This is a genomic window from Marinobacter maroccanus (assembly GCF_002933275.1).
Lineage (GTDB): Bacteria > Pseudomonadota > Gammaproteobacteria > Pseudomonadales > Oleiphilaceae > Marinobacter > Marinobacter maroccanus.
Map to the genome: position 1 here is coordinate 120,134 of NZ_PSSX01000005.1, position 24,665 is coordinate 144,798.

Here is a 24,665-nt window from a genome sequence, read left to right on the forward strand (position 1 = left end):
ACTCCATCTGCTGATAAAAAAGAAGCATTCTAGCCGGCTGCAAACCTGCAGTCATCCGACCGTTTGATTTGCGTGCCGGCACGCCTGATTTTCACCGCCATTGTGTTTATAATGGGCGGCTTTTCCGCTATGGTCGCAACATTTTTGAGCGGGCACGAATCAAGGTAGCGCCGGGTGTGGTGGCTCTATCAGAAACCTTGCGGAGCCATGGATGGCGGAGCAGAGCGTACATGGACGTATTTACAGCGTGTTTCGGATAGAGCCACCACAGCCGGTGCGGAACTTATGGCACCAAACATGAACACATCAAAAGTAACGGGAACCGGTATGCGCAGTCATTATTGCGGTGGGATTAACGAATCCCACATCGATCAGGAAGTCACACTTTGCGGATGGGTCCACCGCCGCCGTGACCACGGTGGGGTTATCTTCCTGGATCTGCGGGATCAGGATGGTATGTCTCAGGTGGTTGTTGATCCTGATACACCCGAGAGCTTTGCGCTTGCGGAAAAAGTCCGCAGCGAGTTCGTGATCAAGGTAACCGGCCGGGTGCGTCGTCGTCCTGCCGGCACCGAGAACAATAACATGCCGACCGGGCAGGTTGAGCTTCTGGGTAAGGAGCTGAGCATCCTTAACGCTGCAGCAACGCCGCCGTTCCCGCTGGATGAGCATGTCGACGTTGGCGAGGATGTGCGTCTGCGCTACCGGTTTGTGGACCTGCGTCGCCCGGAAATGATTAACCGTCTGCGTTTCCGTTCCCGGGTGACCAGCTACATCCGTAACTACCTGGACAGCAACGGCTTCATGGATGTGGAAACCCCCATCCTGACCCGTGCCACGCCGGAAGGTGCGCGGGATTACCTGGTGCCGAGCCGTACCCACGAGGGTTCCTTCTTTGCACTTCCGCAGTCGCCCCAGCTGTTCAAGCAGCTGCTGATGGTGTCTGGTGTTGACCGTTATTACCAGATCGCCAAGTGTTTCCGGGACGAAGACCTGCGTGCGGATCGTCAGCCGGAGTTTACCCAGGTAGACATCGAGGCCTCTTTTATTGATGAAGAGACTCTGATGAAGCTGAACGAAGACATGATTCGTTCGCTGTTCAAGGATGTGCTGGATGTAGAGCTGCCGTCCTTCCCGCAAATGCCGTATGCCGAGGCAATGCGGCGCTACGGCAGCGACAAGCCGGATCTTCGGATCCCGCTGGAACTGCTGGACGTGAACGATCTGGTCGAAGGCGTGGACTTCAAAGTCTTCGCTGGCCCCGCCAAGGATCCGAAAGGCCGTGTAGCCGCCTTGCGTGTGCCGAAGGGTGGCGAGCTGACTCGTAAGCAGATTGATGACTACACCAAGTTTGTTGGTATCTACGGTGCCAAGGGTCTTGCCTATATCAAGGTCAATGACCTGTCCAAGGGCGTTGAAGGCCTGCAGTCCCCGATCATCAAGTTCCTGGGTGATGACGTAGCCCTGGCGATCATGGAGCGCGTAGGTGCCGAAGACGGCGACATCGTGTTCTTCGGTGCGGACAAGACCAACGTGGTCAATGAGGCCCTGGGCGCCCTGCGGATCAAGATCGGTCACGATCTGGACATGCTGACGTCCCAGTGGGCACCGCTCTGGGTTGTGGATTTCCCGATGTTCGAGGAAACCCCGGACGGCGGCCTGACCGCGATTCACCACCCGTTCACTGCGCCTTCCTGCAGCCCGGAAGACCTGGCCGCAGACCCCGCTAACGCGCTGTCCCGCGCCTACGATATGGTGTTGAACGGTACCGAGCTGGGTGGCGGTTCCATCCGTATCCACGATGAGAAAATGCAGGAAGCTGTGTTCCGCATCCTGGGTATCGGAGAGGAAGAAGCCCGAGCCAAGTTCGGCTTCCTGCTGGATGCCCTGAAGTTCGGTTGCCCGCCCCATGGTGGCCTGGCGTTCGGCCTGGATCGTCTGGTCATGTTGATGACTGGTGCCACGTCCATACGTGACGTAATTGCGTTCCCGAAAACCCAGAGTGCCACGTGTCTGATGACCCAGGCGCCGGGCGAAGTGGACGAGAAGCAGCTGCGTGAGTTGCATATCCGCCTGCGCAAGCCCTCAAAGCCGGTTGAAGGCAACAAGGCGGAAGCCGGAGAGGGCAACGAGTAAGTCAGTGATTTAAGGGAGGAGCTGTATGGCGGGTCACAGTAAGTGGGCCAACATCAAGCACCGCAAGGCGGCACAGGATGCCAGGCGGGGTAAGATCTTCACCAAAATCATTCGTGAGCTGACCGTAGCCGCACGCCAGGGCGGGGGTAATCCAGACGATAATCCCCGTCTGCGCGCGGTCATCGACAAGGCGCTCACCGCGAATATGAAAAAAGACACCATCGAGCGCGCGGTAGAACGTGGCGCCGGTGGTGGCGATGACGACAACTACGAAGAGCTGACCTACGAGGGCTACGGCCCGGGCGGCGTGGCGATCTTCGTGGAAGTCATGACCGACAAAAAGAATCGGTCTGTTGCGGAGATCCGTCACGCATTCAACAAGATGGGTGGTAATCTCGGCACTGACGGTTCGGTGGCCTACCTGTTCAGCAAACAGGGCATCATCAGCTACGGTCCGGAGTGGGAAGAGGACAGGCTGGTGGAAGCCGTGCTCAGTGCCGGCGCCGAGGACCTTGCGGCCCAGGACGACGGCTCCTGGGAAATCGTGACCACGCCCGAGCAGTTTCTGGACGTCAAGGAATCACTGGTCAATGCCGGTCTGGTGCCGGACAATGCCGAAGTAACCATGGTTCCATCCACGCGGGTTGAGCTCGATCGGGACGGCGCAGAAACCATTCTGAAGCTCATTGATATGCTCGAAGATCTGGACGATGTTCAGAATGTCTACCACAACGCGGATATCTCCGGCGAAATCATGGAATCGCTTTGACCAGTCAGGGGCATTGATGTGGCGATAATTCTGGGCGTTGATCCGGGGTCACGAATTACCGGTTACGGCGTCATTCGGGCGGATGGTCGACACATCGAGTACATCGACAGTGGCTGTATCCGGGTGGGTGAGAAGCCCATGGCGGAACGCCTCCAGACCATCTTCCAGAGCCTTGCCACCCTGATCGGAGAATATCGGCCGGAAGAATTTGCCATTGAGCAGGTGTTTATGGCCCGCAATCCTGACTCCGCTCTGAAACTCGGTCAGGCCCGCGGCGCGGCCATCGTCAGTGCCGCCAACAGTGGCTTGGCGGTTCATGAATACTCGGCGAGGCAGGTAAAACAGGCGGTGGTTGGCAAGGGTGGCGCTGACAAGTCCCAGGTGCAGCACATGGTTCAGGTGTTGCTCTCGCTCTCACGCAAACCCCAGGCGGATGCCGCCGATGCGCTCGCCATTGCCATGTGCCACGCCCACATGAGCCAGAGTATTCTGCGGGTGGCCAGTGGCGCCGGAAAGGTCCGAAGCGGTCGCGTGCGACAACAATAAACCGCTCCCAGGAGCGACAGGAGATTCAGCTTGATTGGTCGTATCCGAGGTATTCTGGTTGAAAAGGCTCCGGGCCAGGCGCTGGTGGAGTGCGCCGGTCTGGGGTACGAAGTCGACATTCCCTACACCACCTTCTTTCATCTGCCGGAAACCGGCGATGAAGTCACCCTGCACACCCATTTTGCCGTCCGCGAAGATGCCCATAGCCTTTATGGCTTTGCCTCCAGCCTGGACCGGGACCTGTTCCGCCTGCTGATCAAGGTCAACGGCGTTGGTCCGAAACTGGCGGTTGGCATTCTTTCCGGTCTGGATGCCCAACAATTCATTCGCTGCGTCGAGAACCGAGACTCCGCCTCACTGGTGAAGCTCCCCGGTGTTGGCAAGAAAACCGCAGAACGGCTTCTTATTGAAATGGCGGACCGGATAGGGCAACTTGAAGGGCAATTTGTGCCAACGTCGCCAGAGACGACAGGGCTGGGCCAAATGGGTGGGCAGGGTCCTTCTGGCCGGCCGGCGGCCACCGAGGAAGCGGAAGCCGCACTGATTGCACTGGGTTACAAGCCCCAGGAGGCCGCCAAGGCCATCAGCAAAGTGGCCGAGGAGGGTATGACCAGCGAAACCCTCATCCGTCTGGCCCTGCGAAACATGATACCGGCCTGAGCGTGAAAACCTGTCGTGAACCTGTAGAGAGCGTAACGTGACACCTGCAAACCCCTTTGTACAATTGGGGCTGCGCTGGAATAGCGGGCAAACGTGAGGCACGATGTTGATTCCCACACTATGGGTGATGCCATGATCGAATCCGACCGGTTGATCTCGGCCCGGGCCGGTGAATACGAGGAAGTACAGGACAGGGCCATTCGCCCGACCCTGCTGGCTGAATATGTTGGCCAGCCTACGGTTCGTGAGCAGATGGATATTTTTATATCCGCTGCCCGTGGCCGTCAGGAAGCGTTGGACCACGTTCTGATTTTTGGCCCGCCCGGTCTGGGCAAGACAACCCTGGCCAATATCATCGCCAACGAGATGGGCGTGTCCATCAAGACAACCTCCGGCCCGGTACTTGAAAAAGCCGGGGACTTGGCAGCCATGCTGACCAACCTTGAAGAAGGTGACGTTCTCTTCATCGACGAGATTCACCGTCTCAGCGCCGCCGTAGAAGAAGTCCTTTATCCGGCGATGGAAGATTATCAGCTCGACATCATGATTGGTGAGGGCCCGGCGGCCCGATCCATCAAGCTGGATCTGCCGCCGTTCACTCTGGTAGGGGCTACCACCCGCGCGGGATTGCTGACATCGCCTTTGCGGGACCGCTTCGGGATCGTGCAGCGGCTGGAGTTCTACAATACTGAAGACCTCACCAGCATCATTCTGCGTTCTGCGCGCCTGTCCTCGGTTTCCGTTGATGAGGCGGGCGCGTTCGAAATCGCACGTCGCTCAAGGGGCACGCCACGGATCGCCAACCGGCTGTTGCGTCGGGTCCGGGATTTTGCCGAGGTCCGCTCCGACGGTCGGATCACTTCTGACATAGCCGATCAGGCCCTGAACATGCTGAAAGTGGATAACCAGGGTTTCGACCATATGGACCGTCGTCTGCTGCTGGCCATGATCGAAAAGTTCGACGGCGGGCCAGTAGGTGTCGAGAGCCTTGCGGCGGCAATCAGCGAGGAGCGCGGTACCATCGAGGATGTGCTTGAGCCGTTCCTGATCCAGCAGGGTTACATGGTCCGAACCCCGAGGGGACGGATGGTGACCTCCAACGCCTATCAGCATTTTGGTGTCATTCCGCCTAAGTCGGGCAGGGAGGACGATCTTTTTGGTTGATCAGGCGCCAGAGGCAAGGTTCGAGCTGCCGATCCGGGTCTATATTGAAGACACCGATGCCGGCGGCATCGTATTTCACGCCAAATACCTCCATTACATGGAGCGGGCCCGAACAGAATGGGTACGCAGTTGCGGAGTTGGTCTCAGGGCGGGGCTGGCAGACAACATCAGTTATGTCGTGCAGCGCCTGGACATTCATTACGCGGTAGCCGCAAAGCTTGATGATGAGCTGCTTGTCACCGCCGAACCAGTGGCCTTTGGCCGGGTATGGATGGACTTTCGGCAGCGTGTCCTGCGGGCCTCCGACCGCAAGCTTTTGAGTGATAGCAATGTGCGGGTCGCCTGTGTTGCGCTCGATACCGGTCGCCCCCGGCGTTTGCCGGAAAACATGCAGGATTTGCTGGCCAGGAATGTCCAGCCCACCGAAACGATAAACAGAACGAGCCAGGAGTAAGAAGTGGATTCAGAACTTTCAGTCTGGTACCTCATTGCCAATGCCGGTGTCTTGGTGCAACTGGTCATGCTTTTGCTGGCCCTGGCGTCGGTCATGTCCTGGGCGTTGATTTTCCAGCGTCTGCAGGTATTCCGCAAAGCCAAGCGGGCTCAACTGGCGTTTGAAGAGCGTTTCTGGTCCGGCATGGACCTGGGCCAGCTGTACCGGGAGGTGAATGCCGATCCGACGCCGTTTTCTGGCATGGAATCTCTGTTCCGGGCCGGCTTCAAGGAGTTTTCCCGTTTGCGCCAGCAAAGCCGGGATGCCGATGCGGTTATGGAAGGTACCCAGCGGGCAATGCGTGTGGCCTTCTCCCGGGAGCACGAGCGGCTTGAGGCCAGCCTGCCGTTTCTGGCTACCGTTGGCTCCACCAGCCCTTACATCGGCTTGTTTGGTACCGTCTGGGGCATCATGAACTCGTTCCGCGGCCTGGCCCAGGTTCAGCAGGCAACCCTGGCCACGGTGGCGCCGGGCATTTCGGAGGCCCTTATTGCGACGGCCATGGGCCTGTTCGCCGCAATACCGGCGGTTATCGCCTACAACCGTTTCTCAGCCATGTCTGATGCACTGCTGAAGAACTACGAAACCTTTGCCGATGAGTTTTCCAGTATTCTCCATCGTCGCGTGCACCAGAGTGAAAAGGGTGCCGCATGATGGCACGGAAATTCATGGGCAGGGGTGAGCTTGGGAGCGCCGCTTTATGAAAGGCATGGGAATGATGCCGGAAAACCGGCGCAAGCCAATGTCCGAAATCAACGTGGTTCCGTACATTGATGTCATGCTGGTGCTGCTGATTATTTTCATGGTCACCGCGCCGATGCTGACCCAGGGGGTCAAGGTTGATTTGCCTCAGACCACCTCGGACCCGATCCAGGCCGATAAGGATGTAGAGTCCATCATTGTTTCCGTCGATGCGAACGGTGCTTACTACGTCGAAATCGGTGATGAAGGCAGTGATCCCATGACTCTGGCGGATTTACGGGCGCAGATCTCCAAGATTCTTTCGCAGCGCGCTTCAAGTGAGGTTCTGGTTCGCGGTGATGAAAACGTTCCTTACGGCACCGTTGTCAGATTGATGGCGGAATTACAGGGTGCCGGGGCGAGCAGTATCGGCCTGATCACTGAATCACCCCGGGACGACAATTGATCGTGGTGCGGGCAGGAGTGTTGTGAGAGATCACGAGCGCGAAGTAACCACAACCGGAGTGCCACCCTGGAAATCACCGGTGGCGCTTTCGGTAACGCTTCATCTGTTGATTCTGGGTATTGCGCTGGCAGGTTGGTCCTGGACCAGTACCGATCACGAGCCGCCGCCCAGAAGCATATCGGCACGGTTGATCACCCAGCAAGAGCCGGAGCCGAGTCCGGTTGTTGAGCCAGATGATCAGCAGAAGCGCGATGAGGAGCGCCGGGCTGAGGAGCAGCGTCGCCGCGAAGAAGTAGAGCGGCAACGGCAGGAAGAAGAAGCTCGCCGTATCGCTGAGCAGAAGCGGCAGGAAGAGCAGAAGCGGCTGCAGCAGCAAAAAGAGCAGGAGCGTCAGGAAGCCGAGGCGAAGGAACGTGAAGCCCAGAAAGCGCTTGAAGAAGAAGCGGCGCGTCAAAAGGCAGAAGCGGAGGCCAAGGAACGGGCTCGACAGCAAGCCGAGGAAGAAAAACGCCGTCAGGAAGAGGCCAGGCGAAAAGCCGAAGAAGAGAAGCGACGGCAGGAAGAACAGCGTAAGCGTGAAGAGGCTGAGCGCAAGCGCCAGGAAGAACTAGCCCGCCAGGAAGCTGAGCGCAAACGTCTTGAGGCGGAGCGTAAGCTGCGGGAACAACAGCTTGAAGCCCAGGCGGAGGCGGCTCAAAAGGCTCGGGAAGAGGAAGCACGTCGCCAGCAGCAGGCGGCCGCCGCGAAAGCCCGGGAAGCTCAGATGCTGTCGGAGAGCGAGAAATATCAGGCACTGATCCGGGAGCGATTGAGCCAAGCGTGGTATCCGCCATCCTCGGCCACGGAAGATATGACCGCGCGGCTCCAGATTACCCTTTTGCCAACGGGGGAGCTTGCAGGAGTGCGTCTGGTCAGTAGCAGTGGCAACACTGCGTTTGATAATTCCGCTCTGGGGGCCGTGCGCTCACTGAGCCGTTACCCGATACCCAATGATCGGGATACCTTTGAACGGTATTTCCGACAGTTTACGATTGAATTCAACCCACGCCGGTTGAGATAAGGATACGGATAACACCATGACACATCGGATTTGGTACAAACCGTCCAGAACACTGCTCGCCGTCTTTGCATTGATTTTTTTTGCGGTTACAGGAGCCCGTGCCGAGCTGTTGATCCGGATTACCGAGGGTGCGGATTCCGCCATTCCTGTTGCGGTGGTGCCCTTCGCTGAGTCGGGACAGATGCCGGCCGGAGACAAGGTTGGCAGTATTGTTCAGGCCGATCTGACCATGACGGGGGAGTTCCGTACCCTGCCTCCGGAAAAAATGCTGAGCCTGCCATCCCGGCGCGAAGAAGTGTATTTCCGGGACTGGCGTCTGCTTGGTCAGCGCTATGTCCTGGTCGGTTCGCTCACCCGAAGCGGTGACCGTGTCCAGGCGCGGTATGAGCTGTTCGATGTTAACCGCGAAGAAAGAATTCTTGGCGAGACCGCGGCAGCACCTGCCTCCAATACGCGTTCTCTGGCGCACCACATCAGTGACAAGGTGTATGAGGCGATCACTGGCGTGCCCGGCGCTTTCTCAACCAAACTGGCCTACGTAACGCTGGATACCGCCAATGGCAAGCCTCGTTACCGGCTGCAGGTGAGTGATGTCGATGGCAAGCGTGCTCGGATTCGCCTTGAAAGCCAGGAGCCAATTCTTTCTCCCGCCTGGTCGCCGGACGGGAAAAAACTGGCGTATGTCTCGTTCGAAACCGGAAAGCCCGTTATCTTTGTGCACGAGCTTTCAACCGGCCAGCGCACCAAGGTGGCCGACTTTCCGGGGCTGAATTCGGCACCGGCCTGGTCTGACGACGGCAGGTCGCTACTGATGACTCTTTCGAAGGATGGCAACGCCGAAATCTACCGGATGAATCTCGACAGCCGTCAACTGACCAAGCTTACCAACCACTGGGCCATTGATACCGAGCCGAGCTACGATGCCAGCGGCAAGGGGATTTTCTTCACCTCGGATCGTTCCGGCGGGCCCCAGATTTACCATATGGAAACACCGGGTGCGGAGCCTCGTCGTATCACCTTCGGCAGCCGCTACAACGCCCGGCCCAGGCCCGACAATGACGGCAAGTATGTCTATTACGTTCACCAGCGGGATCGGGCATTTCACATTGCCCGTACCGAACTGAAAACCGGGGAGGAAACGATCCTTACCCGTACGGAGTCTGATGAGTCTCCCAGTGTTGCCCCCAACGGCCGGATGCTGATCTACGCTACCCGGCAGAACGGAAGCAACGTGCTTACGGTAATTTCCGCGGATGGTGGGGCAGCCTACAGCTTGCCGGCATCCGAAGGCGATGTTCGTGAGCCTGCCTGGGGACCTTTGGTTCGCTGATTGCCCATGCCCTTCGGCGTTGGCAATCGTTCAATTGATAACGTTACTTAACTGAAAGGAAGAAAATATGATTTTCTCGGCTCAATCAAAAGCGTTCGCACTGTTGCTTTCTGTCGGCCTGGTAGCTGGCTGTAGCTCCACAGGTGGCACCTCGGAAGACGGTGGTGAGTTCGGCTCTGACGTTTCTGCGGTAGATCAGGAAGGTGGTTCCACTGTTTACGGCGGTGATGATCAGAGTGGTGTGTCCTCTTCAGCCATGACCGAAGAAGAACGCATGGCCGCGCGCGAACAGGCAGAGCAGCAGGCTTTGCGCGAAATTACCGTGTTCTACTTTGATTTCGATACTGCTGAAATCAAGCAGGAAGCCCGCGACGTGCTGGTGGCCCATGCTCGCTTCCTCGCCAATAACCCTGGCCAGAACGTTCGTATCGAGGGTCACGCCGATGAGCGCGGCACCAAGGAATACAACCTGGCTCTGGGCGAGCGTCGTGCCAACGCGGTACAGCGCTTCCTGATCGTGAATGGCGCTTCACGTGGCCAGCTCGAAACCGTAAGCTATGGTGAAGAGAAGCCGGCAGTGATGGGCTCCAGCGAGAGTGCGTGGGCCCAGAACCGTCGTGTGGAACTCGTATTTGAGTAATCACACAGGAAGGACCATGAGAAACATCCTCATGGCGACAGTGTTGCTCCCGCTTGCCCTTGGGCAGGCGGGAGTTTCTCTGGCGCAATCAGCTCAGAACACTCAGAGCAACGCCAATAATAGCCAGGCGACGGCTGAGCTGTTCTACATGATCCAGCAGCTTCAGGGTGAAGTCAGGCGGCTCCAGGGCGAAGTCGAGGAGCAGAGGCACCTGATTAACCGCCTGCAGCAGCAAGGCCGCGACCGTTATATCGATCTGGATCAGCGTATTCTGGATCTCTCAGAGAAGGTTGCTTCGCAACCGGCTCCCGAAGCCGGCACCAGTACCAGCTCTCAGGCTTCTGGATCAGCTCCGACGGCAAAGGAATATCGCCAACCGGATGCGGAGGAGAGAAAGGCTTACGAACAGATTCAGGATCTGATCCGTAACCAGAAAAAATACGATGAGGCCATCAGCCGGATATACGAGTTTATCGATGAGTATCCAGAGGGTGATCTGACTGTTAACGCCTACTACTGGCTGGGTGAGGTGTATCTGGTCAAGCCTCAGCTGGAGCAGGCAAAGCAGGCGTTTACCATTGTCGCTACCCGCTTTGCCGACCACCGCAAAGCGCCGGATGCCGTCTACAAGCTGGGTGTGACCCACGATCGTCTGGGTGAAAAGGATCAGGCACGGCGAAGCATGCAAACCGTGATTGAGGATTACCCGTCCAGCAGCGCTGCGGACCTGGCCCGGAAGTTCCTGGAGTCACAGAACGGCTGAAGGCCGGGCGTGGCAAAAATGTTGAGAAACCTGAAAAAAAGGGGTTGATCAGCGGCCAAAAATCATTACTATATGCGCCTCGTTTGGGTCGTTAGCTCAGTTGGTAGAGCAGTTGGCTTTTAACCAATTGGTCGAAGGTTCGAATCCTTCACGACCCACCAAATACGAAATACCGAGTGGGCTGAGTCATTCGGTATGGGTTGAAGCCACGGTTTCAGTCAGCAGTTCAGGGTCGTTAGCTCAGTTGGTAGAGCAGTTGGCTTTTAACCAATTGGTCGAAGGTTCGAATCCTTCACGACCCACCAAATAACAGAAACCTGCGGGTTTTTGTGAAAAAAGAGCCTCCGGGCTCTTTTTTTTTGCGTATACGTTCTTACCTAGGTACACAGGTAACAGAAAAAGCGATCACAAGTGTGTGATAGCACTGTTTCAGAAATATTAAGGCTGGGGATGAATGCTATAATCCCCCGGTCAACGCAACACAGAGACGCAGTAATGACATACGCCGAAGACCGTATTCTTGTTCAGGAACACTTGGCCCATGCCGCCGAGCCGAAGCGGCTCAGCGAGGACGAAAAGTCCGAGCTGGAGGCTCGTATCAAATCGGCCCTGCAGGATCAGGATGCGGTACTTGTAGCTCATTACTACACCGATCCCGATATTCAGCGCCTTGCCGAAGAGACCGGTGGTTGTGTTGCGGATTCATTGGAGATGGCCCGGTTTGGCAACCAGCACCCGGCTTCGACCGTCGTGGTTGCTGGCGTGCGGTTCATGGGCGAAACCGCGAAGATCCTGAACCCGGAAAAGCGTGTTCTGATGCCAACCCTTGAGGCAACCTGTTCTCTGGATGTAGGTTGTCCTGCCGATGAATTCGCCGAGTTTTGCGATCAGCACCCGGACCGTACGGTTGTGGTCTACGCCAACACATCTGCGGCCGTGAAGGCGAGGGCAGACTGGGTGGTCACCTCAAGCTGTGCCCAGGCGATTGTTGAGGATCTGGACGCCCGCGGCGAAAAAATTCTCTGGGCTCCGGACAAGCACCTGGGACACTACGTTCAGAAAACCACGGGCGCAGACATGCTGCTCTGGGACGGCTCCTGCATCGTCCATGAGGAATTCAAGTATCGTGGACTGGAGGATCTGAAAGCGCTGTATCCCGATGCGGCCGTGCTGGTGCATCCGGAATCGCCCGATGCGGTGGTTGAAATGGCAGACGTTGTGGGTTCGACCTCGCAGCTGATTCACGCTGTTCAGACATTGCCCAATGAAAAGTTCATTGTTGCCACTGACAACGGCATCTTCTACAAGATGCAGCAACTGGCTCCAAATAAAACGCTGATCGAAGCACCTACCGCCGGTAATGGCGCCACCTGCCGCAGCTGCGCCCACTGCCCCTGGATGGCGATGAACGGCCTTCAGAATCTTCTCCAGGTGCTGGAGCAGGGCGATCAGGAAGTGCTTGTGGATCCAGAACTGAGAGAAAAAGCACTGCAGCCTTTGCAGCGTATGCTGGATTTCACCGCCAACATGAATCTCAAGGCTGCCGGTAACGCCTGATCAGCTGTTGGCCCGTGCGTGCAGGCGACTGGTAATTTCCGCCAGTCGCTCGGTGACAATCTGTCGCTGCGGCGCGCCTGCGGGTAGCTTCTCCTGCGCCTGCCTGAGCTGACGCTGGGCAGATTCCAGATCGCCCATCAATACGTCGTATTCTGCCCGGGCGCGATGCACGCCGACAATGTTCCTTGCCATACCCTCGGCCTCGGCCAGTTTAAGCCAGAGATGTTCCTGTCCTGGCAGCTGACGGGTCAGTTGTTTCAGGTATTCAGCCGCTGCGGCGCCATTGCCGTCTGCTATCTCCGTGCGAGCCAGAGTGTGGATGATCGGATAATTCCCCGGATTCCTCGCCAGCGCGTCTTTCAGTACAGTCCGTGCCTCGTCCATACGATTCTGCGCCAGCCTGACTTCCGCCAGAGTCACCTGAAACGTGATTCGCCCGGGGTTCCTGGTAAGCAGGTCGTTCAGAATGTCCACGGCCTTGTCGTATTGTCTGTTTTCGAGGTAGGCCACGGACAAGCCATAACGGATAGCGTCGTTTCGCTGGGCCTCGGGTCGATTCAGGTAGGCCTCGAAGGTTTCCACGGCAACATCAGGCGAGGGTGCGTAGTGCACCTGAAGCCGGCTGCGCATCAGATGGTATTCCTGACCGTCCCGGATGTTTTCGTCCGGATACTGTTCTGCGCGGTTGCGGGTGTCGGCCACACGGCTCTGGGTTAACGGGTGTGTAGACAGGTACTCGGGCAGTCGATTTCCCTGCATGCGGTTCTGTCGCATCATGATTTCGAACATTTCCGGCATGCCACGAGGATCCATGCCGGCGCTGGCCAGAATGTCGAGCCCGACGCGGTCGGCTTCCTGTTCATGGGCACGGCTGTAGGCGAGCATGTTCTGGGCTGCCAGGGCCTGGGTCCCGGCAATAGCGGCAAAGCCGATATCCGACTGGGTGACTGCCGACAACACAATGCCGGCAATCATGCCAGCCAGTGTGAGTGGCGCACTGGTTTCCTGTTGTTCCATGCGCCGGGCAAAATGCCGCTGGCTAAGATGGGCAAGCTCGTGGGCCAGAACGGAAGCAAACTGTTGCTCCGTTGCAGCATTGAGGAACAGGCCGCCGTTGACGCCGACAATGCCGCCGGGCACTGCGAACGCGTTGATGGCGGAGCTATCAATCAGCGCCAGGGTCAAGTCCCGGTTCTGAAGTGGCGCCGAGGGGACCAGTCGATAGGTGATGGCGCTCAAATAGTCATAAACCAGGGGGTCGCTGATCCTCGGTGCCGATCGGCGGATAGACACCATGACTTGCTGGCCGATATCCGATTCCTGCTGGCCCGCGATCAGGCCTCCGCCACTGCCACCAATACTCGGTAGCCTGCTTTCCTGGGCATGGCCCGGCAGGGCAACGAGCAACAATGCCAGCAGGGCGGTGACGGCCAGTGCCGGTAGCGTTCGGGGTCGGGGCTGATAAACAATCATGTAGTGCCAGGTGCCTGTGGTCTGAGTCGCCGCTTTGACAGCGGTTTACGATAAAAAGTTCTGATCCCCTCCTTGAAGAGGATTGTGATGCAATACATTATCACTGTCGGCATAATGCCCGCTTGTTAAATCCGCTTATAATTTCTGCGAGAGTGTATCGCTAGTATGGTTGATCGAACGCTTGATGCCTCCGGGTTACGCTGCCCCATGCCCCTGCTTAAGACCAAATTGGAGCTGAACAGCATGGCGCCGGGTGAAGAACTCGAGGTCATTGCCACGGATGCCGGCTCGGCCCGCGATATTCCGGCTTTTTTGCAGTTGTCCGATCACAGGTTGATGAGTAGCTCTGAAACCGCCGGGCAGTATCGGTTTGTGATAAAGTGCGGCGGTTAAGGATTCGGAGCTGTAAATGATCAGGACACTACGCGGTCTCGCCCACAAGTATTTCTCGGATGAAGAAGCCGTCATCCTGTTTCTTATACTGGTAACAGGAACCATCTTCGTTATCTGGTTCGGTGCCATGCTTGCGCCGGCCATTGCTTCGCTGATCGTAGCCTTTATTCTGCAGGGCCTGGTGACCAAGCTCAACAAGCTGGGCGTGCCGGAGACGGTTTCCATAGTGGGTGTTTTCCTGGTCTTCCTCGGCGTGCTTGTTGGGTTCCTGTTTGGTCTGCTGCCTTTAATCTGGACCCAGCTGAGCAATCTGGCAGGTGAGGCGCCGCGCATCATCCGGGAGCTGCAGTCCTATCTTGAGCTTTTGCCAGAGGAGTATCCGCACCTGATTTCGGGCGAGGCGGTGACCACGATCTACAGCCAGGTAAGCACCGAAGTGGGCCACATGACCCAGTGGTTGGTGTCTTTCTCACTGTCGAGCATTCCGGATCTGGTGGCGTTATTGATCTACATGGTGCTGGTGCCCATCCTGGTATTTTTCTTCCTGAAGGACCGGGAGGTTCTGCTCAACTCCATTGCCAGGCTTTTGCCACCACAGCGCCCAATGATGTTGCAGATCTGGCACGAGGTGAATCTCCAGTGCGCCAACTATGTCCGGGGTAAGGCAGTCGAGATACTGATCGTTGGCGGCGCCACCTATATCGGTTTCAAGCTGTTGGGTATGCCCTATGCCGCGTTGCTCTCGCTGCTAGTTGGCCTGAGCGTGGTTATTCCATACATCGGTGCCGCTGTTGTCACCATCCCCGTTGCGGTGATTGCCCTGTTCGCCTTTGGCTGGGGCAGTCAGTTTATCTGGGTTATGGTGGTGTACGGCGTTATCCAGGCGCTGGATGGCAACGTACTGGTTCCAATTCTCTTCTCGGAGGTGAACAATCTGCACCCGGTGGCGATCATCGTCGCGGTATTGTTCTTCGGTGGCATCTGGGGCTTGTGGGGTGTTTTCTTTGCCATTCCGCTGGCCACCATGCTCAAAGCGGTGTTTGCCGCCTGGCCGGTGAAGGAGTCAGCGCCGCTGACCGAGACCAGCGACGCCTGAAAGGTGCTCAAAGCGCCTTTACAGCTTCCAGGACCTCGTCTGCGTGGCCTTTGACTTTCACACCACGCCATTCCGCTCTCAGCACCCCGTCCTTATCTATCAGGAAGGTGCTGCGATCGACGCCCATGTACTCCTTGCCGTAGAGCTTTTTCAGCTTGATCACGTCGAAAAGGTTGCAAAGGGCTTCGTCCTTGTCTGAAATCAGGTGGAAGGGAAACTCATGCTTGGCCCGGAAATTTTCATGGGCTTTCAGGCCGTCTCTTGATACCCCGAGAATAACCGTATCCAGTTCTTCAAATTGCTTCATCCGGTCCCGGAAGTCCTGGCCTTCGGTGGTGCAGCCGGGAGTGTTGTCTTTCGGGTAGAAATAGATCACTACGTTCTGGCCTTTAAGATCGTCCAGCCGAATGGTCTGGTCTCCGGTTGCCGGAGCTTCAAAATCCGGAACGGGTTTGTTTAACTCAACGGATGGCATGACATCTCCTTTAATTCCCTTGTGTCAGTTCGTGCCCAACATTACCATATCGGTTTTATTCGGACGGAGCTTTTATGATTACGGGTAGCCTTGTCGCACTGGTCACGCCCATGCATCCAAACGGTGACATTCACTGGGAGGATCTGGACAAGCTGGTAGACTTTCATATTGAAAACGGCACGCACGGCATTGTTGCTGTGGGCACCACCGGCGAATCCGCAACGCTCGACCCGGAAGAGCATTGCCAGACCATTGGCCATATCATCAAACGCGTTGATGGACGTATCCCGGTCATTGCCGGTACGGGCGGTAACAGCACCCGTGAGGCCATTGAACTGACTGCGGAAGCCCACAAGCTTGGCGCCGATGCCTGTCTGCTCGTTGTTCCCTACTACAACAAACCCACCCAGGAAGGCCTGTACCAGCATTTCAAAGCCATTGCCGAAGCCGTCCCCGGGATGAACCAGATGCTGTACAACGTGCCGGGTCGAACGGCCTGTGACATGCTGAACGAGACCGTGCTTCGGCTTGCCGATATCCCCAATATCGTGGGTATCAAGGACGCCACCGGCAATATTCCCCGCGGTGCTGAACTGATCGAAGCCTTGAACGGCCGTCTGGCGGTCTACTCGGGTGATGATGCCACTGCAGCGGAGTTGATGCTGGCCGGTGCCAAGGGCAACGTCTCGGTTACTGCCAACGTTGCCCCGAAGGCGATGTCCCAGCTATGCGAAGCGGCCGTTGCCGGAAACCGTGAGGAGACCGAGCGCCTTAACGAACTGCTCATGCCTCTCAACCGGAAGCTGTTCCTCGAGGCGAACCCGATTCCGGTGAAGTGGGCACTCCATCGCATGGGGATGATTGGAGAAGGCATTCGCCTGCCGCTGACACCGCTCAGCGAAAAATTCCATGGCGAAGTGGAAGATGCCCTCAAGGCCTCAGGTGTACTCTGAGTTTGCTTAAATCATCCCATCCCCGGAGTAGCCTGATGCAGGTTCTAAAAGGAACCGGTAGTACCCTGATGTTGAAACCCGTTGTTATTGTATCCGGGCTGCTGCTTCTGGCTGCAGCCTCGGGATGCAGTCTTGTTGAAGATCGTTCCGAACGCTATGTGAATGCGAGGGAAGGGAAGCCCCTGGAATTGCCGGCAACCGCTGACGATTCCCGCTTCAGCCAGACCATGCCAATCCGTGATGTCCAGCCGGCCGACGCTAGCAAGATGTATCCGTCCGATATACCGCAGCCGCCGGATATGACCTCGGACATCCTGGATGAAAACTACGTGATTGAAGAGCTCGATGGCAGGCTCTGGCTGTTGGTCAACGACGTGCCCGGAAGAATCTGGCCGGCGGTAAACGGCTACCTGTCCGAGCGTGGTCTGGGTGTTGGCTTCGACAGTCCTCAACTGGGCATCCTTCAGACGGAGATTGCCAACTTCAGCAAGCGGGCCCGGACTCTGGTAGAGCTTTCCGATAACCCGTCTGCCGGCGAACAGAAAGTGGTCCTTCAGGTGCGTATGGCCCCCGGCGTTCGCCGCAAGACCACCGAAATTCAGGTGCGCAAATTGGAGGTTCCGGATCAGCCGGACGAGCTGATCCCCTGGGCCGGTGTATCCGATCCTTCCGAGCAGGCGTTGGAATTGCAGAGGCGCCTGTTGTCTGATTTGGGCGATTTCCTCAGGGCCCGGGAGGAAACCAAGTCCTTTTCCCGTGCCGCGTCGGGTATGGTCAGCGATCCCCTGGTTCGCCTGATCTCGGAAAATGATGAGGCGGTCGCGATCCGCATGGAGCTTGATTACGGTCGCTCCTGGGCGGAAGTAAGCCGGGCACTGACGGACTCGGGAGTTCCTGTTGTTGATCTTAACCGCAGTGAAGGCTGGTTCCATGTTGACTTCCGCACCGAAGATGAGCGAGATCCGGGCTGGTTCAGCTGGTTCAGCGACAAGGAAGCACCCCGGCATACCCACACAGTGAGCCTTAGCCAGCAGAGCGACGCCATTGTCATCTCTGCCGAGGAGGTTGCGGGCTACACCGGCAGCCGCACGACGCCGGATCTGCTCGCGCAACTATTCGATTACCTATACTGATTCAGGAAGGAGCCGCCCCGGGCGGCCCCTTTTCGGAGAACCCTAATGGAAAAACGCGAAGAACTTTACGCCGGCAAGGCAAAATCTGTCTATCGTACCGACGACCCAGAGCGGTTTGTGCTGGTGTTCCGTGACGACACCTCCGCCTTCGATGGCGAGAAAAAGGAACAGCTCAATCGCAAGGGCATGGTGAACAACAAGTTCAATGCGTTCATTATGGAAAAGCTTGAGGCGGCGGGCGTACCCACCCATTTCGAGGGACTGCTGTCGTCCACCGAATCGCTCGTGAAGAAACTGGACATGATTCCGGTTGAGTGCGTGGTTCGTAACGTCTCCGCTGGCAGCCTTTGCCGCCGCCTGGGCGTGGAAGAAGGGCAGGAGCTGAATCCGCCCACCTACGAACTGTTCTTGAAAAACGACGCTCTCCACGATCCCATGGTCAACGAATCCCTCGCCGTCAGCTTCGGCTGGGCTGCAGCCGACGAGCTTGAGCAGATGAAAGCGTTGACATACCGGGTGAACGACGTGCTCAAAGCCCTGTTTGACGAGGCCGGCATGCTGTTGGTGGACTACAAGCTGGAGTTCGGTCGCAGTGAAGGCAGGATTGTACTGGGTGACGAATTCAGCCCTGACGGTTGCCGGATCTGGGACAAGGAAACCCGCAAGAAAATGGATAAGGATCGCTTCCGCCAGGGGCTGGGGGATGTGATTGAAACATACGAGGAAGTCGGGCGCCGTCTTGGAATCCAGTTCGACTGATAGAAACAGACAACGAATAAAAGGTGTGTCATGCGTAAACTGATGCTTGCTGTAGGTGGTTCACTGATCCTGGTGGCGCCTCTGTCACAGGCCGACGTGGTTGGGTTGGGGGCCAGCGTGAGTTACTGGGATTCCGATCTTTCCGGTAAGGCTGCCACCAATAACGATGTTGTGGATGTCGAGAACGACCTGAATCTCGACAGCGATACCAACGCCAATGCCTCCCTGTACCTTGAGCATCCGGTGCCGCTGTTGCCCAATGTTCGGTTGAACTACACTTTGGTTGAACAGAGTGGTCGAGGCGATGTAGGTCTCGCTGGCTTCGACGGCGTTACTGGTGAGGTCCAGTCTGATCTGGATCTGGAACAGCTGGATCTGACCCTGTATTACGAAGTGCTTGATAACTGGGTAAACCTTGATCTTGGCCTGACCGCACGCGATTTTTCCGGAGAGCTGATTGTTAAAGAGGCGCTGACTGGCGTTCCATCGAGCCAAACCAAGGTCGACGCTGTTATCCCCATGGGCTACCTGGCAGCGCGTTTCGATCTGCCGTTAACCGGTCTGTCTGTGGGGGCAGAAGGTAATTTCATCAGCTTCGACGGCGACTCGCTGCACGATTTCAACGCCTACGGCCAGTATGAGATCTCACTGATCCAGTTCCGTGCAGGCTATCGTCAGATGTCCATTGATTACGAAGACGACAATGATCGCCTGGATGTCGAGATTGGTGGCCCGTTCGTAAGTGCAGGCGTTTCGTTCTAAGGATGACATTCCGTTCAAGGAGAGACACTTGAAGATTCTTGTAACCGGCACGGCCGGGTTTATCGGTTCTCACCTGGCACATCGCCTGCTCGACCGGGGCGATGAAGTTATTGGCGTTGATAACGTCAATGACTACTACGATGTGAACCTGAAGGAAGCCCGGCTGCAGCGCCTGACTGGCAAGGCAGGATTCACCGAGGTCCGCGAGGATGTGGCCGACCGTGCCGCCATGGAAGCGCTTTTTGCCGAGCACAAACCGGAGCGGGTGGTGCATCTGGCAGCTCAGGCGGGTGTGCGGTATTCCATCGAGAATCCGCACGCCTACGTGGATGCCAACCTTGTTGGCTTCATGAACATCCTCGAGGGTTGCCGGCACAACAAGGTGAAGCACCTCGTATACGCCTCAAGCAGCTCGGTATACGGCGCGAACGAGACCATGCCGTTCTCGGTGCACGACAACGTGGATCATCCTCTGAGTCTCTACGCCGCCTCCAAGAAGGCGAATGAGCTCATGGCCCACACATACAGCCACCTGTACAACCTGCCAACCACAGGCCTGCGGTTTTTCACGGTCTATGGTCCATGGGGCCGGCCGGATATGGCGCTGTTTATCTTTACCAAAAAGATACTCGCGGGAGAGCCCATCGACGTCTTTAACCATGGCCACCACCGCCGGGATTTCACTTACATCGACGACATCGTGGAAGGCGTGATCCGGACCCTGGATCATGTTGCCGAACCCAACGGCGAGTGGAGTGGTGCAACTCCGGATCCCGGCACCAGTAAGGCGCCGTATCGATTGTATAACATTGGAAGTAACAACCCGGTTGAACTGTCCCGGTTCATCGAGATTATTGAGGAACGGGTTGGCAAGAAAGCGGAGAAAAACCTGCTGCCGTTACAGCCGGGCGACGTGCCCGCCACCTACGCCAATGTCGATGATCTGATTAACGATGTAGGCTACAAGCCGGCGACTCCCGTAGAGGAGGGGATTGCCAGGTTTGTCGACTGGTATCGGGACTTCTACAACGTATGAAACAAGGGCCAGCGACTGCTGGCCCTTCCTGTATCTGATACCCGGAAATGGAGCCTCAGCGATGATGGCAGTGTTCAGAAGATGGGTCCTGATCGCCGGACTCATTGGCCTGGTCGGCTGCACCGGCCTTCCGACAGGTATTGAACCAGTCACCGGCTTTGATAGCGACCGCTACCTGGGTACCTGGTACGAAATCGCCCGTTTGGACCATTCCTTCGAGCGTGGTCTCACTAATGTTCGTGCCGAATACAGCCGAAATGACGACGGCAGCATCAAGGTCATCAATCGCGGCTTTAATGCCGAAAAAGGACAGTGGAAGGAGGCCGACGGTCGTGCGGTGTTTGTGGAGGATGAAAACACGGGCCACCTGAAGGTGTCTTTCTTCGGGCCCTTTTACGCTTCCTACGTAGTGTTTGAGCTCGACAAGGAAGAGTATTCCTTCGCCTTTGTGACCGGCTACAACCGTGACTATCTCTGGTTTCTCTCACGCACGCCGGAAGTCAGCGAAGAGGCGATTGAGGCGTTCAGGGATCGGGCCAGGGCGGAAGGATTCGATCTGGATGAATTGGTCCTCGTAGGGCAGGAAAAGAACCTCGAGGAGCCCTAGGGGTACCCGCCTAAAGCGGTCTGAACTCCTCAAGCCGGGCGTACTTGGTAAACCGTTGGCCATCCCAGTAGAGTGTATAGTGGCCAGCCTGAACAACAGGTGTTGTTGCGGGTGGTCGGAACAGGGCAATGGCTTCTGCACCCGGGTTGCGGACCGAGTGATACAGAACCCCGAATTCACCCGCATTCAGAAGATCTGCGGCGACCTTCTGCCCGGGTTCATAGTTGGTTTCATGCATGTATTGGGACTGGTTCCGAAGGTCCACCAGAGCTTCAGCCACGTGGCCAGTGTAGCAACGGACCACTGCTGAAAAATCGTTGCCAACACCAAAGCCCCGCCACACATTGCCGGCATGGTAGACCCATTCCCGAAGTGCCGTTTCAACAGAATCGCCCGCATAGTAAGTCCCACGGTTTCTGGTACGCCCCTCTGCGGGGTAGCAGAAGGACGCCATGACAGGGCTCCAGCCGGGGCCGGCCCGGAAGTCTGCTTTATCGACGTAACGGGGCCAATGTGCAATGCGGTCGCTGGTGGCGGACTCCAGCTCCGCAAGAATCATGGAGTCAGGGCTTTCAAAGCAGTCGACCGGAGGGTGCTTGCTATGGATGACCCGGTGATGCTTCCATTCAGGCTTTACACGATTCAACTCAGACTCCCTGTCTTTTTGATATTTTCATCCGCGCATCGCGTCAAGGTTCCGGCGCACGTAATAGAGCGCATCCATGGACCCTTGCTCAAGCAGGTAGTCGCGGATCGATGTTCCCTGCAGGCCCATTAGCTCGATTGGTGTCTGAAACCACTCATAGGCCAGTTGCTCATGTCCGGCCGGCGTAAGCAGTGTCAGGGCCTTGTGAATGCCCAGTAGCAGGCTGATTCGATCCATGATATCCCGTGACACTTCCACTTCAACTCCGCGATTCACCCGCTGCTGCCAATCCGTAAGCGTTCTGCGGCGAATGCCACCGAGAAGGGTCCCCAGTTGATCCATAGTCAGCCCCCAATGCTCCCTGTGCTCGAATAACCAGCGAAGTCCGGCTGTGCTATGGGTAGCTGTCAGTACGTGCCCGGAATTCGTGGGTGGGGTAGTGTCCAACGGCTGATGGTGCTTCAAGCCAAGCATGGCTGCCTCTCCTGGCCCTCAATATCTATAGGCCCATTACTGAATAGTTCAGTAAAAGTATAGGCTCTTCCCTGGCGCTGCGCAATAATGCTCATTACGAGAAAGAATGAGCGTAAACGCTCACCGGCGCGCAGGTGTACTTCTCACTGTACCGGGTGACGGGCGCAGGTAACGGAGGCAGAAGGGAAAATGCGGGCACAAAAAAAGCCAGTTCTTACGGTGGATGTAAGTAACTGACTTTCTTCGCAGGAGTGGTAGGACCACCCAGATTCGAACTGGGGACCTCTACCATGTCAAGGTAGCGCTCTAACCAACTGAGCTATGGTCCTGTGTCCTGCAACGGGGACGAAATATACTGATTCGGCCGATGCTGGTCAACCACTTTTATGCGGTTTTCCGGCTCCGGAGTTTTTCCTTGATGACTTTGCTCAGCACTGCCCAGCGGTTGACGATCAGAGCCGCGAAGATTAGACCGCAGCCGGCCAGCTGAATGCTGGTCATGGTCTCGCCAAACCAGCCCGCCGCGAACAGGGCTACCCACACCGGCTCCAGTACCAGAATCACGACGCCATGGCTGTTTGCAGACAGGCTCTGGGCCAGGGTCTGAAGCAGGAAGCGGCCGGCCGTGCCAATGACGGCACTGGCAACCACCCACCAGACCAGTATTGGCGAAAGGTTATTCAGCGTAGGCAGCCAGGGCTCCATAATCATGGACTCAACGAGGGTGAGCATGCCGACCGTGAGCAGAGCAATGGCTGTCAGGGGCAGGGCGGGTACCCGATGCTTTTCCACCGTCTTGCCCAGCCGGTTAATCACCGTTCTCTGGTTAGCTGCGCGGGTATTGAGATTAAAATACAGGGCGAAGATCGTCGCTGCCATAACAAAGAAAATCTGGCCGGCTTCGGGGCGGAATCCGTTCTCGAGGGACAGTAGCGCCAGCCCGGCAACGGCAATCGGAATGGCCAGCCAGGTGCTTGGAGGCTGGGCTTCCTTGAATACCAACCGGGCAATAATGGGGACAATCACAACCCCCAGGCTGGTCAAAAAGGCGCCTTCGCCAAGGCTGGTCCCATGAACCAGTCCCATCACCCAGCAGGTCATGGCCGTGCCGAACACCAGGCCGACACCCACGCTTCGAAGTAGTTGATCCACGCTCAGCCTCATCAGCGAGCGGCGGGCGAAAAAGGCGAGCACTGTGCCGGCAATAAGAAACCTCGCCGCCATGAACATCAGCGGAGGCATCAGCAGCACCGCTTCTTTGGAGAACATCCAGCTGATGGCCGCAAACAGAGTGACAACAACCAGTAGAAGATCGGATTTGTGAGTGTCAGACATCGGATATCGCTTGCCGGCAGTGGGTTAATCAAACGGGAAAGCGAACCAATGTATAGTTTGCGAACTAAAAAGAAAAGATGGGTAGAACTACCGAGGCAAGAAGTGGCTCTTCCCTGAGCCTTTTGTTTGCATTGTCCAGGTGGGTTTAGTTATTCAGGGTGGTGTAAACCAGATTGGACATGTCCGTCTGGTCCGAGCCGGGCACTTCAATGTACCGGTCTCCGGAACCCCACAGCTGCCACCAGGCGCGCTTATTGTAGGTGCGACTGGCGAAATCCACCTGCAAACCGTTCAGAGTGGTGTTGTTGACCACCGGCACGGAGATGTTGCCCGTCTCGGAGCCAAGCACACCGCTATGGGTGACGTCCTCGTTCATCAGTACCGGGTAGTGGTTGTAGTACAGAGCACCCGGGCCATTCTGGCTGGTTACCTTGCCGGCCAGGCTGATGCTGGATGAGCAGGAATCAATCCCCGCGGCAGATGTCGCGCCACAGGCGGAGTGGGTGGGCACCACCCCATCGTCGGTGCCGGCGATGAACGGCTTGGTGATACCGCCATAGGAGGAGCCGCCGGCCACGAAGCGCAGCCTGGGAATTGAATTCGGGCTTACCGCGAGGTTGCGCGCTGCGTTGGTCTGCAGGTCGTTTACCACGCCCAGCTTGCCCGGCTCCGGTTCAATGCCCGTGAAGGCTTCGACTGCCGCCCTGAGGGGCCAGTTGTACCAGCTGTCGTTGTAGGCAAGGCTCAGGGCAAGGTTGGCCAACTCCGTGCCACCGCCGGCGCCTGAATAATCCAGGGCTGCCAGGATTTTCAGCGGTTGAAGGCCCTCAGACTGAAGCCAGCGAGCCTGGTTTTCCAGCAGATAGCGGGTAACCAGGTCGCCGGTGGAATGGGAGACAACGATGCAGTAGTCATTGCACAGCCCTTGCTGACTGATCTGTCGCATCTGTTCATAGGCCTGCTGGGCAATGCCGCCTTCAACGCGTCCGTCACTGCCCCAGTCAATGCGGGCTTCTGCACGGGAGAGCCAGAAGGTGCGCCAGTAGTCCTCACCGGCTCTCTTCACTTCCTGAAGGTCGGCGGGAGGATTGGCCAGGTCTTCCTGCTGGAATCCGTGTACCAGGATCACATTGTGCCCGGCGAGCTGGGCCTGGGCGGTGCCGGCAAAGAGGCTGCCGGTGATAGCGACCGCCAGCGCGGTCTTACAGGCACTTCCGATCTTTGTTGTTTTCATAGTTGCTCCGTCTTTGCTGAATTA

Annotated in this window: 27 protein-coding genes and 3 tRNA genes; 23 read left to right on the forward strand and 7 right to left on the reverse strand. The window is 57.1% G+C overall.

Annotated elements, in window-relative coordinates:
• Positions 1–327: 327 nt before the first annotated feature.
• The 15 genes from aspS to nadA all read left to right on the forward strand — a co-directional run bounded on the left by aspS (position 328) and on the right by nadA (position 12,265).
• A complete protein-coding gene (aspS, locus tag KEHDKFFH_RS08055) occupies positions 328–2,136 on the forward strand; it encodes an aspartate--tRNA ligase (protein WP_104321441.1) in 1,809 nt (602 codons plus the stop codon).
• 25 nt (positions 2,137–2,161) lie between these two features.
• On the forward strand, positions 2,162–2,905 hold the full coding sequence (locus KEHDKFFH_RS08060; protein ID WP_104321442.1) for a YebC/PmpR family DNA-binding transcriptional regulator: 744 nt from the start codon (positions 2,162–2,164) through the stop codon (positions 2,903–2,905).
• A gap of 18 nt (positions 2,906–2,923) precedes the next feature.
• Positions 2,924–3,451, forward strand: a complete 528-nt coding sequence (gene ruvC, locus KEHDKFFH_RS08065; RefSeq protein ID WP_014577393.1) for a crossover junction endodeoxyribonuclease RuvC — start codon at positions 2,924–2,926, stop codon at positions 3,449–3,451.
• Between the two features lie 30 nt (positions 3,452–3,481).
• Entirely contained in the window at positions 3,482–4,111 is a 630-nt protein-coding gene (ruvA, locus tag KEHDKFFH_RS08070) for a Holliday junction branch migration protein RuvA (protein WP_104321443.1), read from the forward strand.
• A gap of 132 nt (positions 4,112–4,243) precedes the next feature.
• Positions 4,244–5,275, forward strand: a complete 1,032-nt coding sequence (ruvB, locus tag KEHDKFFH_RS08075) for a Holliday junction branch migration DNA helicase RuvB (RefSeq protein WP_104321552.1) — start codon at positions 4,244–4,246, stop codon at positions 5,273–5,275.
• Positions 5,268–5,729: a YbgC/FadM family acyl-CoA thioesterase gene (locus KEHDKFFH_RS08080; protein ID WP_104321444.1), complete on the forward strand. Its 462-nt coding sequence runs from the start codon at positions 5,268–5,270 to the stop codon at positions 5,727–5,729. The genes ruvB and KEHDKFFH_RS08080 overlap by 8 nt, the downstream gene beginning before the upstream one ends.
• A gap of 3 nt (positions 5,730–5,732) precedes the next feature.
• On the forward strand, positions 5,733–6,422 hold the full coding sequence (gene tolQ / locus KEHDKFFH_RS08085) for a protein TolQ (RefSeq protein ID WP_064230142.1): 690 nt from the start codon (positions 5,733–5,735) through the stop codon (positions 6,420–6,422).
• A gap of 46 nt (positions 6,423–6,468) precedes the next feature.
• A complete protein-coding gene (gene tolR, locus KEHDKFFH_RS08090) occupies positions 6,469–6,915 on the forward strand; it encodes a protein TolR (protein WP_104321445.1) in 447 nt (148 codons plus the stop codon).
• Between the two features lie 79 nt (positions 6,916–6,994).
• Entirely contained in the window at positions 6,995–7,975 is a 981-nt protein-coding gene (gene tolA, locus KEHDKFFH_RS08095; RefSeq protein ID WP_104321553.1) for a cell envelope integrity protein TolA, read from the forward strand.
• A 16-nt stretch (positions 7,976–7,991) separates the two neighbouring features.
• Positions 7,992–9,305, forward strand: a complete 1,314-nt coding sequence (tolB, locus tag KEHDKFFH_RS08100; protein WP_104321446.1) for a Tol-Pal system beta propeller repeat protein TolB — start codon at positions 7,992–7,994, stop codon at positions 9,303–9,305.
• Between the two features lie 67 nt (positions 9,306–9,372).
• Positions 9,373–9,945 carry a peptidoglycan-associated lipoprotein Pal gene (gene pal / locus KEHDKFFH_RS08105; RefSeq protein ID WP_104321447.1) on the forward strand — a complete coding sequence of 191 codons (573 nt, stop codon included), beginning with the start codon at positions 9,373–9,375 and terminating at the stop codon, positions 9,943–9,945.
• A 16-nt stretch (positions 9,946–9,961) separates the two neighbouring features.
• Positions 9,962–10,708, forward strand: a complete 747-nt coding sequence (gene ybgF / locus KEHDKFFH_RS08110) for a tol-pal system protein YbgF (RefSeq protein WP_104321448.1) — start codon at positions 9,962–9,964, stop codon at positions 10,706–10,708.
• Between the two features lie 85 nt (positions 10,709–10,793).
• Positions 10,794–10,869 (forward strand) — tRNA-Lys (locus KEHDKFFH_RS08115).
• A 68-nt stretch (positions 10,870–10,937) separates the two neighbouring features.
• Positions 10,938–11,013: transfer RNA gene (locus KEHDKFFH_RS08120), tRNA-Lys, on the forward strand.
• Between the two features lie 190 nt (positions 11,014–11,203).
• Complete coding sequence (gene nadA / locus KEHDKFFH_RS08125) at positions 11,204–12,265, forward strand: quinolinate synthase NadA (protein ID WP_104321449.1); 1,062 nt, start codon at positions 11,204–11,206, stop codon at positions 12,263–12,265.
• Here nadA and KEHDKFFH_RS08130 read toward each other — a convergent pair whose 3' ends face one another.
• Positions 12,266–13,738, reverse strand: coding sequence for a M48 family metalloprotease (locus tag KEHDKFFH_RS08130; RefSeq protein ID WP_241956460.1), 1,473 nt, complete (start codon positions 13,736–13,738; stop codon positions 12,266–12,268). It abuts the gene before it with no gap.
• A gap of 165 nt (positions 13,739–13,903) precedes the next feature.
• Here KEHDKFFH_RS08130 and KEHDKFFH_RS08135 point away from each other — a divergent pair, with 165 nt between their 5' ends.
• Positions 13,904–14,131 (forward strand): sulfurtransferase TusA family protein, encoded by a 228-nt coding sequence (locus KEHDKFFH_RS08135; RefSeq protein WP_104321450.1) that lies wholly within the window; start codon positions 13,904–13,906, stop codon positions 14,129–14,131.
• 16 nt (positions 14,132–14,147) lie between these two features.
• On the forward strand, positions 14,148–15,227 hold the full coding sequence (locus KEHDKFFH_RS08140; RefSeq protein ID WP_104321451.1) for an AI-2E family transporter: 1,080 nt from the start codon (positions 14,148–14,150) through the stop codon (positions 15,225–15,227).
• A 7-nt stretch (positions 15,228–15,234) separates the two neighbouring features.
• Here KEHDKFFH_RS08140 and KEHDKFFH_RS08145 read toward each other — a convergent pair whose 3' ends face one another.
• Positions 15,235–15,702, reverse strand: a complete 468-nt coding sequence (locus tag KEHDKFFH_RS08145) for a peroxiredoxin (RefSeq protein WP_104321452.1) — start codon at positions 15,700–15,702, stop codon at positions 15,235–15,237.
• 74 nt (positions 15,703–15,776) lie between these two features.
• Here KEHDKFFH_RS08145 and dapA point away from each other — a divergent pair, with 74 nt between their 5' ends.
• The 6 genes from dapA (at position 15,777) to KEHDKFFH_RS08175 (ending at position 20,952) form a co-directional block, all read left to right on the forward strand.
• Positions 15,777–16,655 carry a 4-hydroxy-tetrahydrodipicolinate synthase gene (dapA, locus tag KEHDKFFH_RS08150; protein WP_104321453.1) on the forward strand — a complete coding sequence of 293 codons (879 nt, stop codon included), beginning with the start codon at positions 15,777–15,779 and terminating at the stop codon, positions 16,653–16,655.
• A 35-nt stretch (positions 16,656–16,690) separates the two neighbouring features.
• On the forward strand, positions 16,691–17,788 hold the full coding sequence (gene bamC / locus KEHDKFFH_RS08155) for an outer membrane protein assembly factor BamC (protein WP_104321454.1): 1,098 nt from the start codon (positions 16,691–16,693) through the stop codon (positions 17,786–17,788).
• A gap of 45 nt (positions 17,789–17,833) precedes the next feature.
• On the forward strand, positions 17,834–18,547 hold the full coding sequence (gene purC / locus KEHDKFFH_RS08160; protein ID WP_104321455.1) for a phosphoribosylaminoimidazolesuccinocarboxamide synthase: 714 nt from the start codon (positions 17,834–17,836) through the stop codon (positions 18,545–18,547).
• 30 nt (positions 18,548–18,577) lie between these two features.
• Positions 18,578–19,309 (forward strand): TIGR04219 family outer membrane beta-barrel protein, encoded by a 732-nt coding sequence (locus KEHDKFFH_RS08165; RefSeq protein WP_104321456.1) that lies wholly within the window; start codon positions 18,578–18,580, stop codon positions 19,307–19,309.
• 28 nt (positions 19,310–19,337) lie between these two features.
• Positions 19,338–20,345 (forward strand): NAD-dependent epimerase, encoded by a 1,008-nt coding sequence (locus KEHDKFFH_RS08170; protein ID WP_104321457.1) that lies wholly within the window; start codon positions 19,338–19,340, stop codon positions 20,343–20,345.
• 64 nt (positions 20,346–20,409) lie between these two features.
• Positions 20,410–20,952, forward strand: coding sequence for a lipocalin family protein (locus tag KEHDKFFH_RS08175; RefSeq protein ID WP_338418382.1), 543 nt, complete (start codon positions 20,410–20,412; stop codon positions 20,950–20,952).
• A gap of 10 nt (positions 20,953–20,962) precedes the next feature.
• On the opposite strand, the gene KEHDKFFH_RS08180 is transcribed toward KEHDKFFH_RS08175, so the two are convergent.
• The 5 genes from KEHDKFFH_RS08180 to KEHDKFFH_RS08200 all read right to left on the reverse strand — a co-directional run bounded on the left by KEHDKFFH_RS08180 (position 20,963) and on the right by KEHDKFFH_RS08200 (position 24,641).
• Positions 20,963–21,598 carry an RES family NAD+ phosphorylase gene (locus KEHDKFFH_RS08180; protein ID WP_104321459.1) on the reverse strand — a complete coding sequence of 212 codons (636 nt, stop codon included), beginning with the start codon at positions 21,596–21,598 and terminating at the stop codon, positions 20,963–20,965.
• Between the two features lie 27 nt (positions 21,599–21,625).
• Complete coding sequence (locus KEHDKFFH_RS08185; protein ID WP_104321460.1) at positions 21,626–22,072, reverse strand: hypothetical protein; 447 nt, start codon at positions 22,070–22,072, stop codon at positions 21,626–21,628.
• Between the two features lie 252 nt (positions 22,073–22,324).
• Positions 22,325–22,401: transfer RNA gene (locus tag KEHDKFFH_RS08190), tRNA-Val, on the reverse strand.
• A 55-nt stretch (positions 22,402–22,456) separates the two neighbouring features.
• Positions 22,457–23,407 (reverse strand): DMT family transporter, encoded by a 951-nt coding sequence (locus tag KEHDKFFH_RS08195; RefSeq protein WP_104321461.1) that lies wholly within the window; start codon positions 23,405–23,407, stop codon positions 22,457–22,459.
• Positions 23,408–23,552: 145 nt separating this feature from the next.
• Entirely contained in the window at positions 23,553–24,641 is a 1,089-nt protein-coding gene (locus tag KEHDKFFH_RS08200) for a hypothetical protein (protein WP_104321462.1), read from the reverse strand.
• Positions 24,642–24,665: the final 24 nt, after the last annotated feature.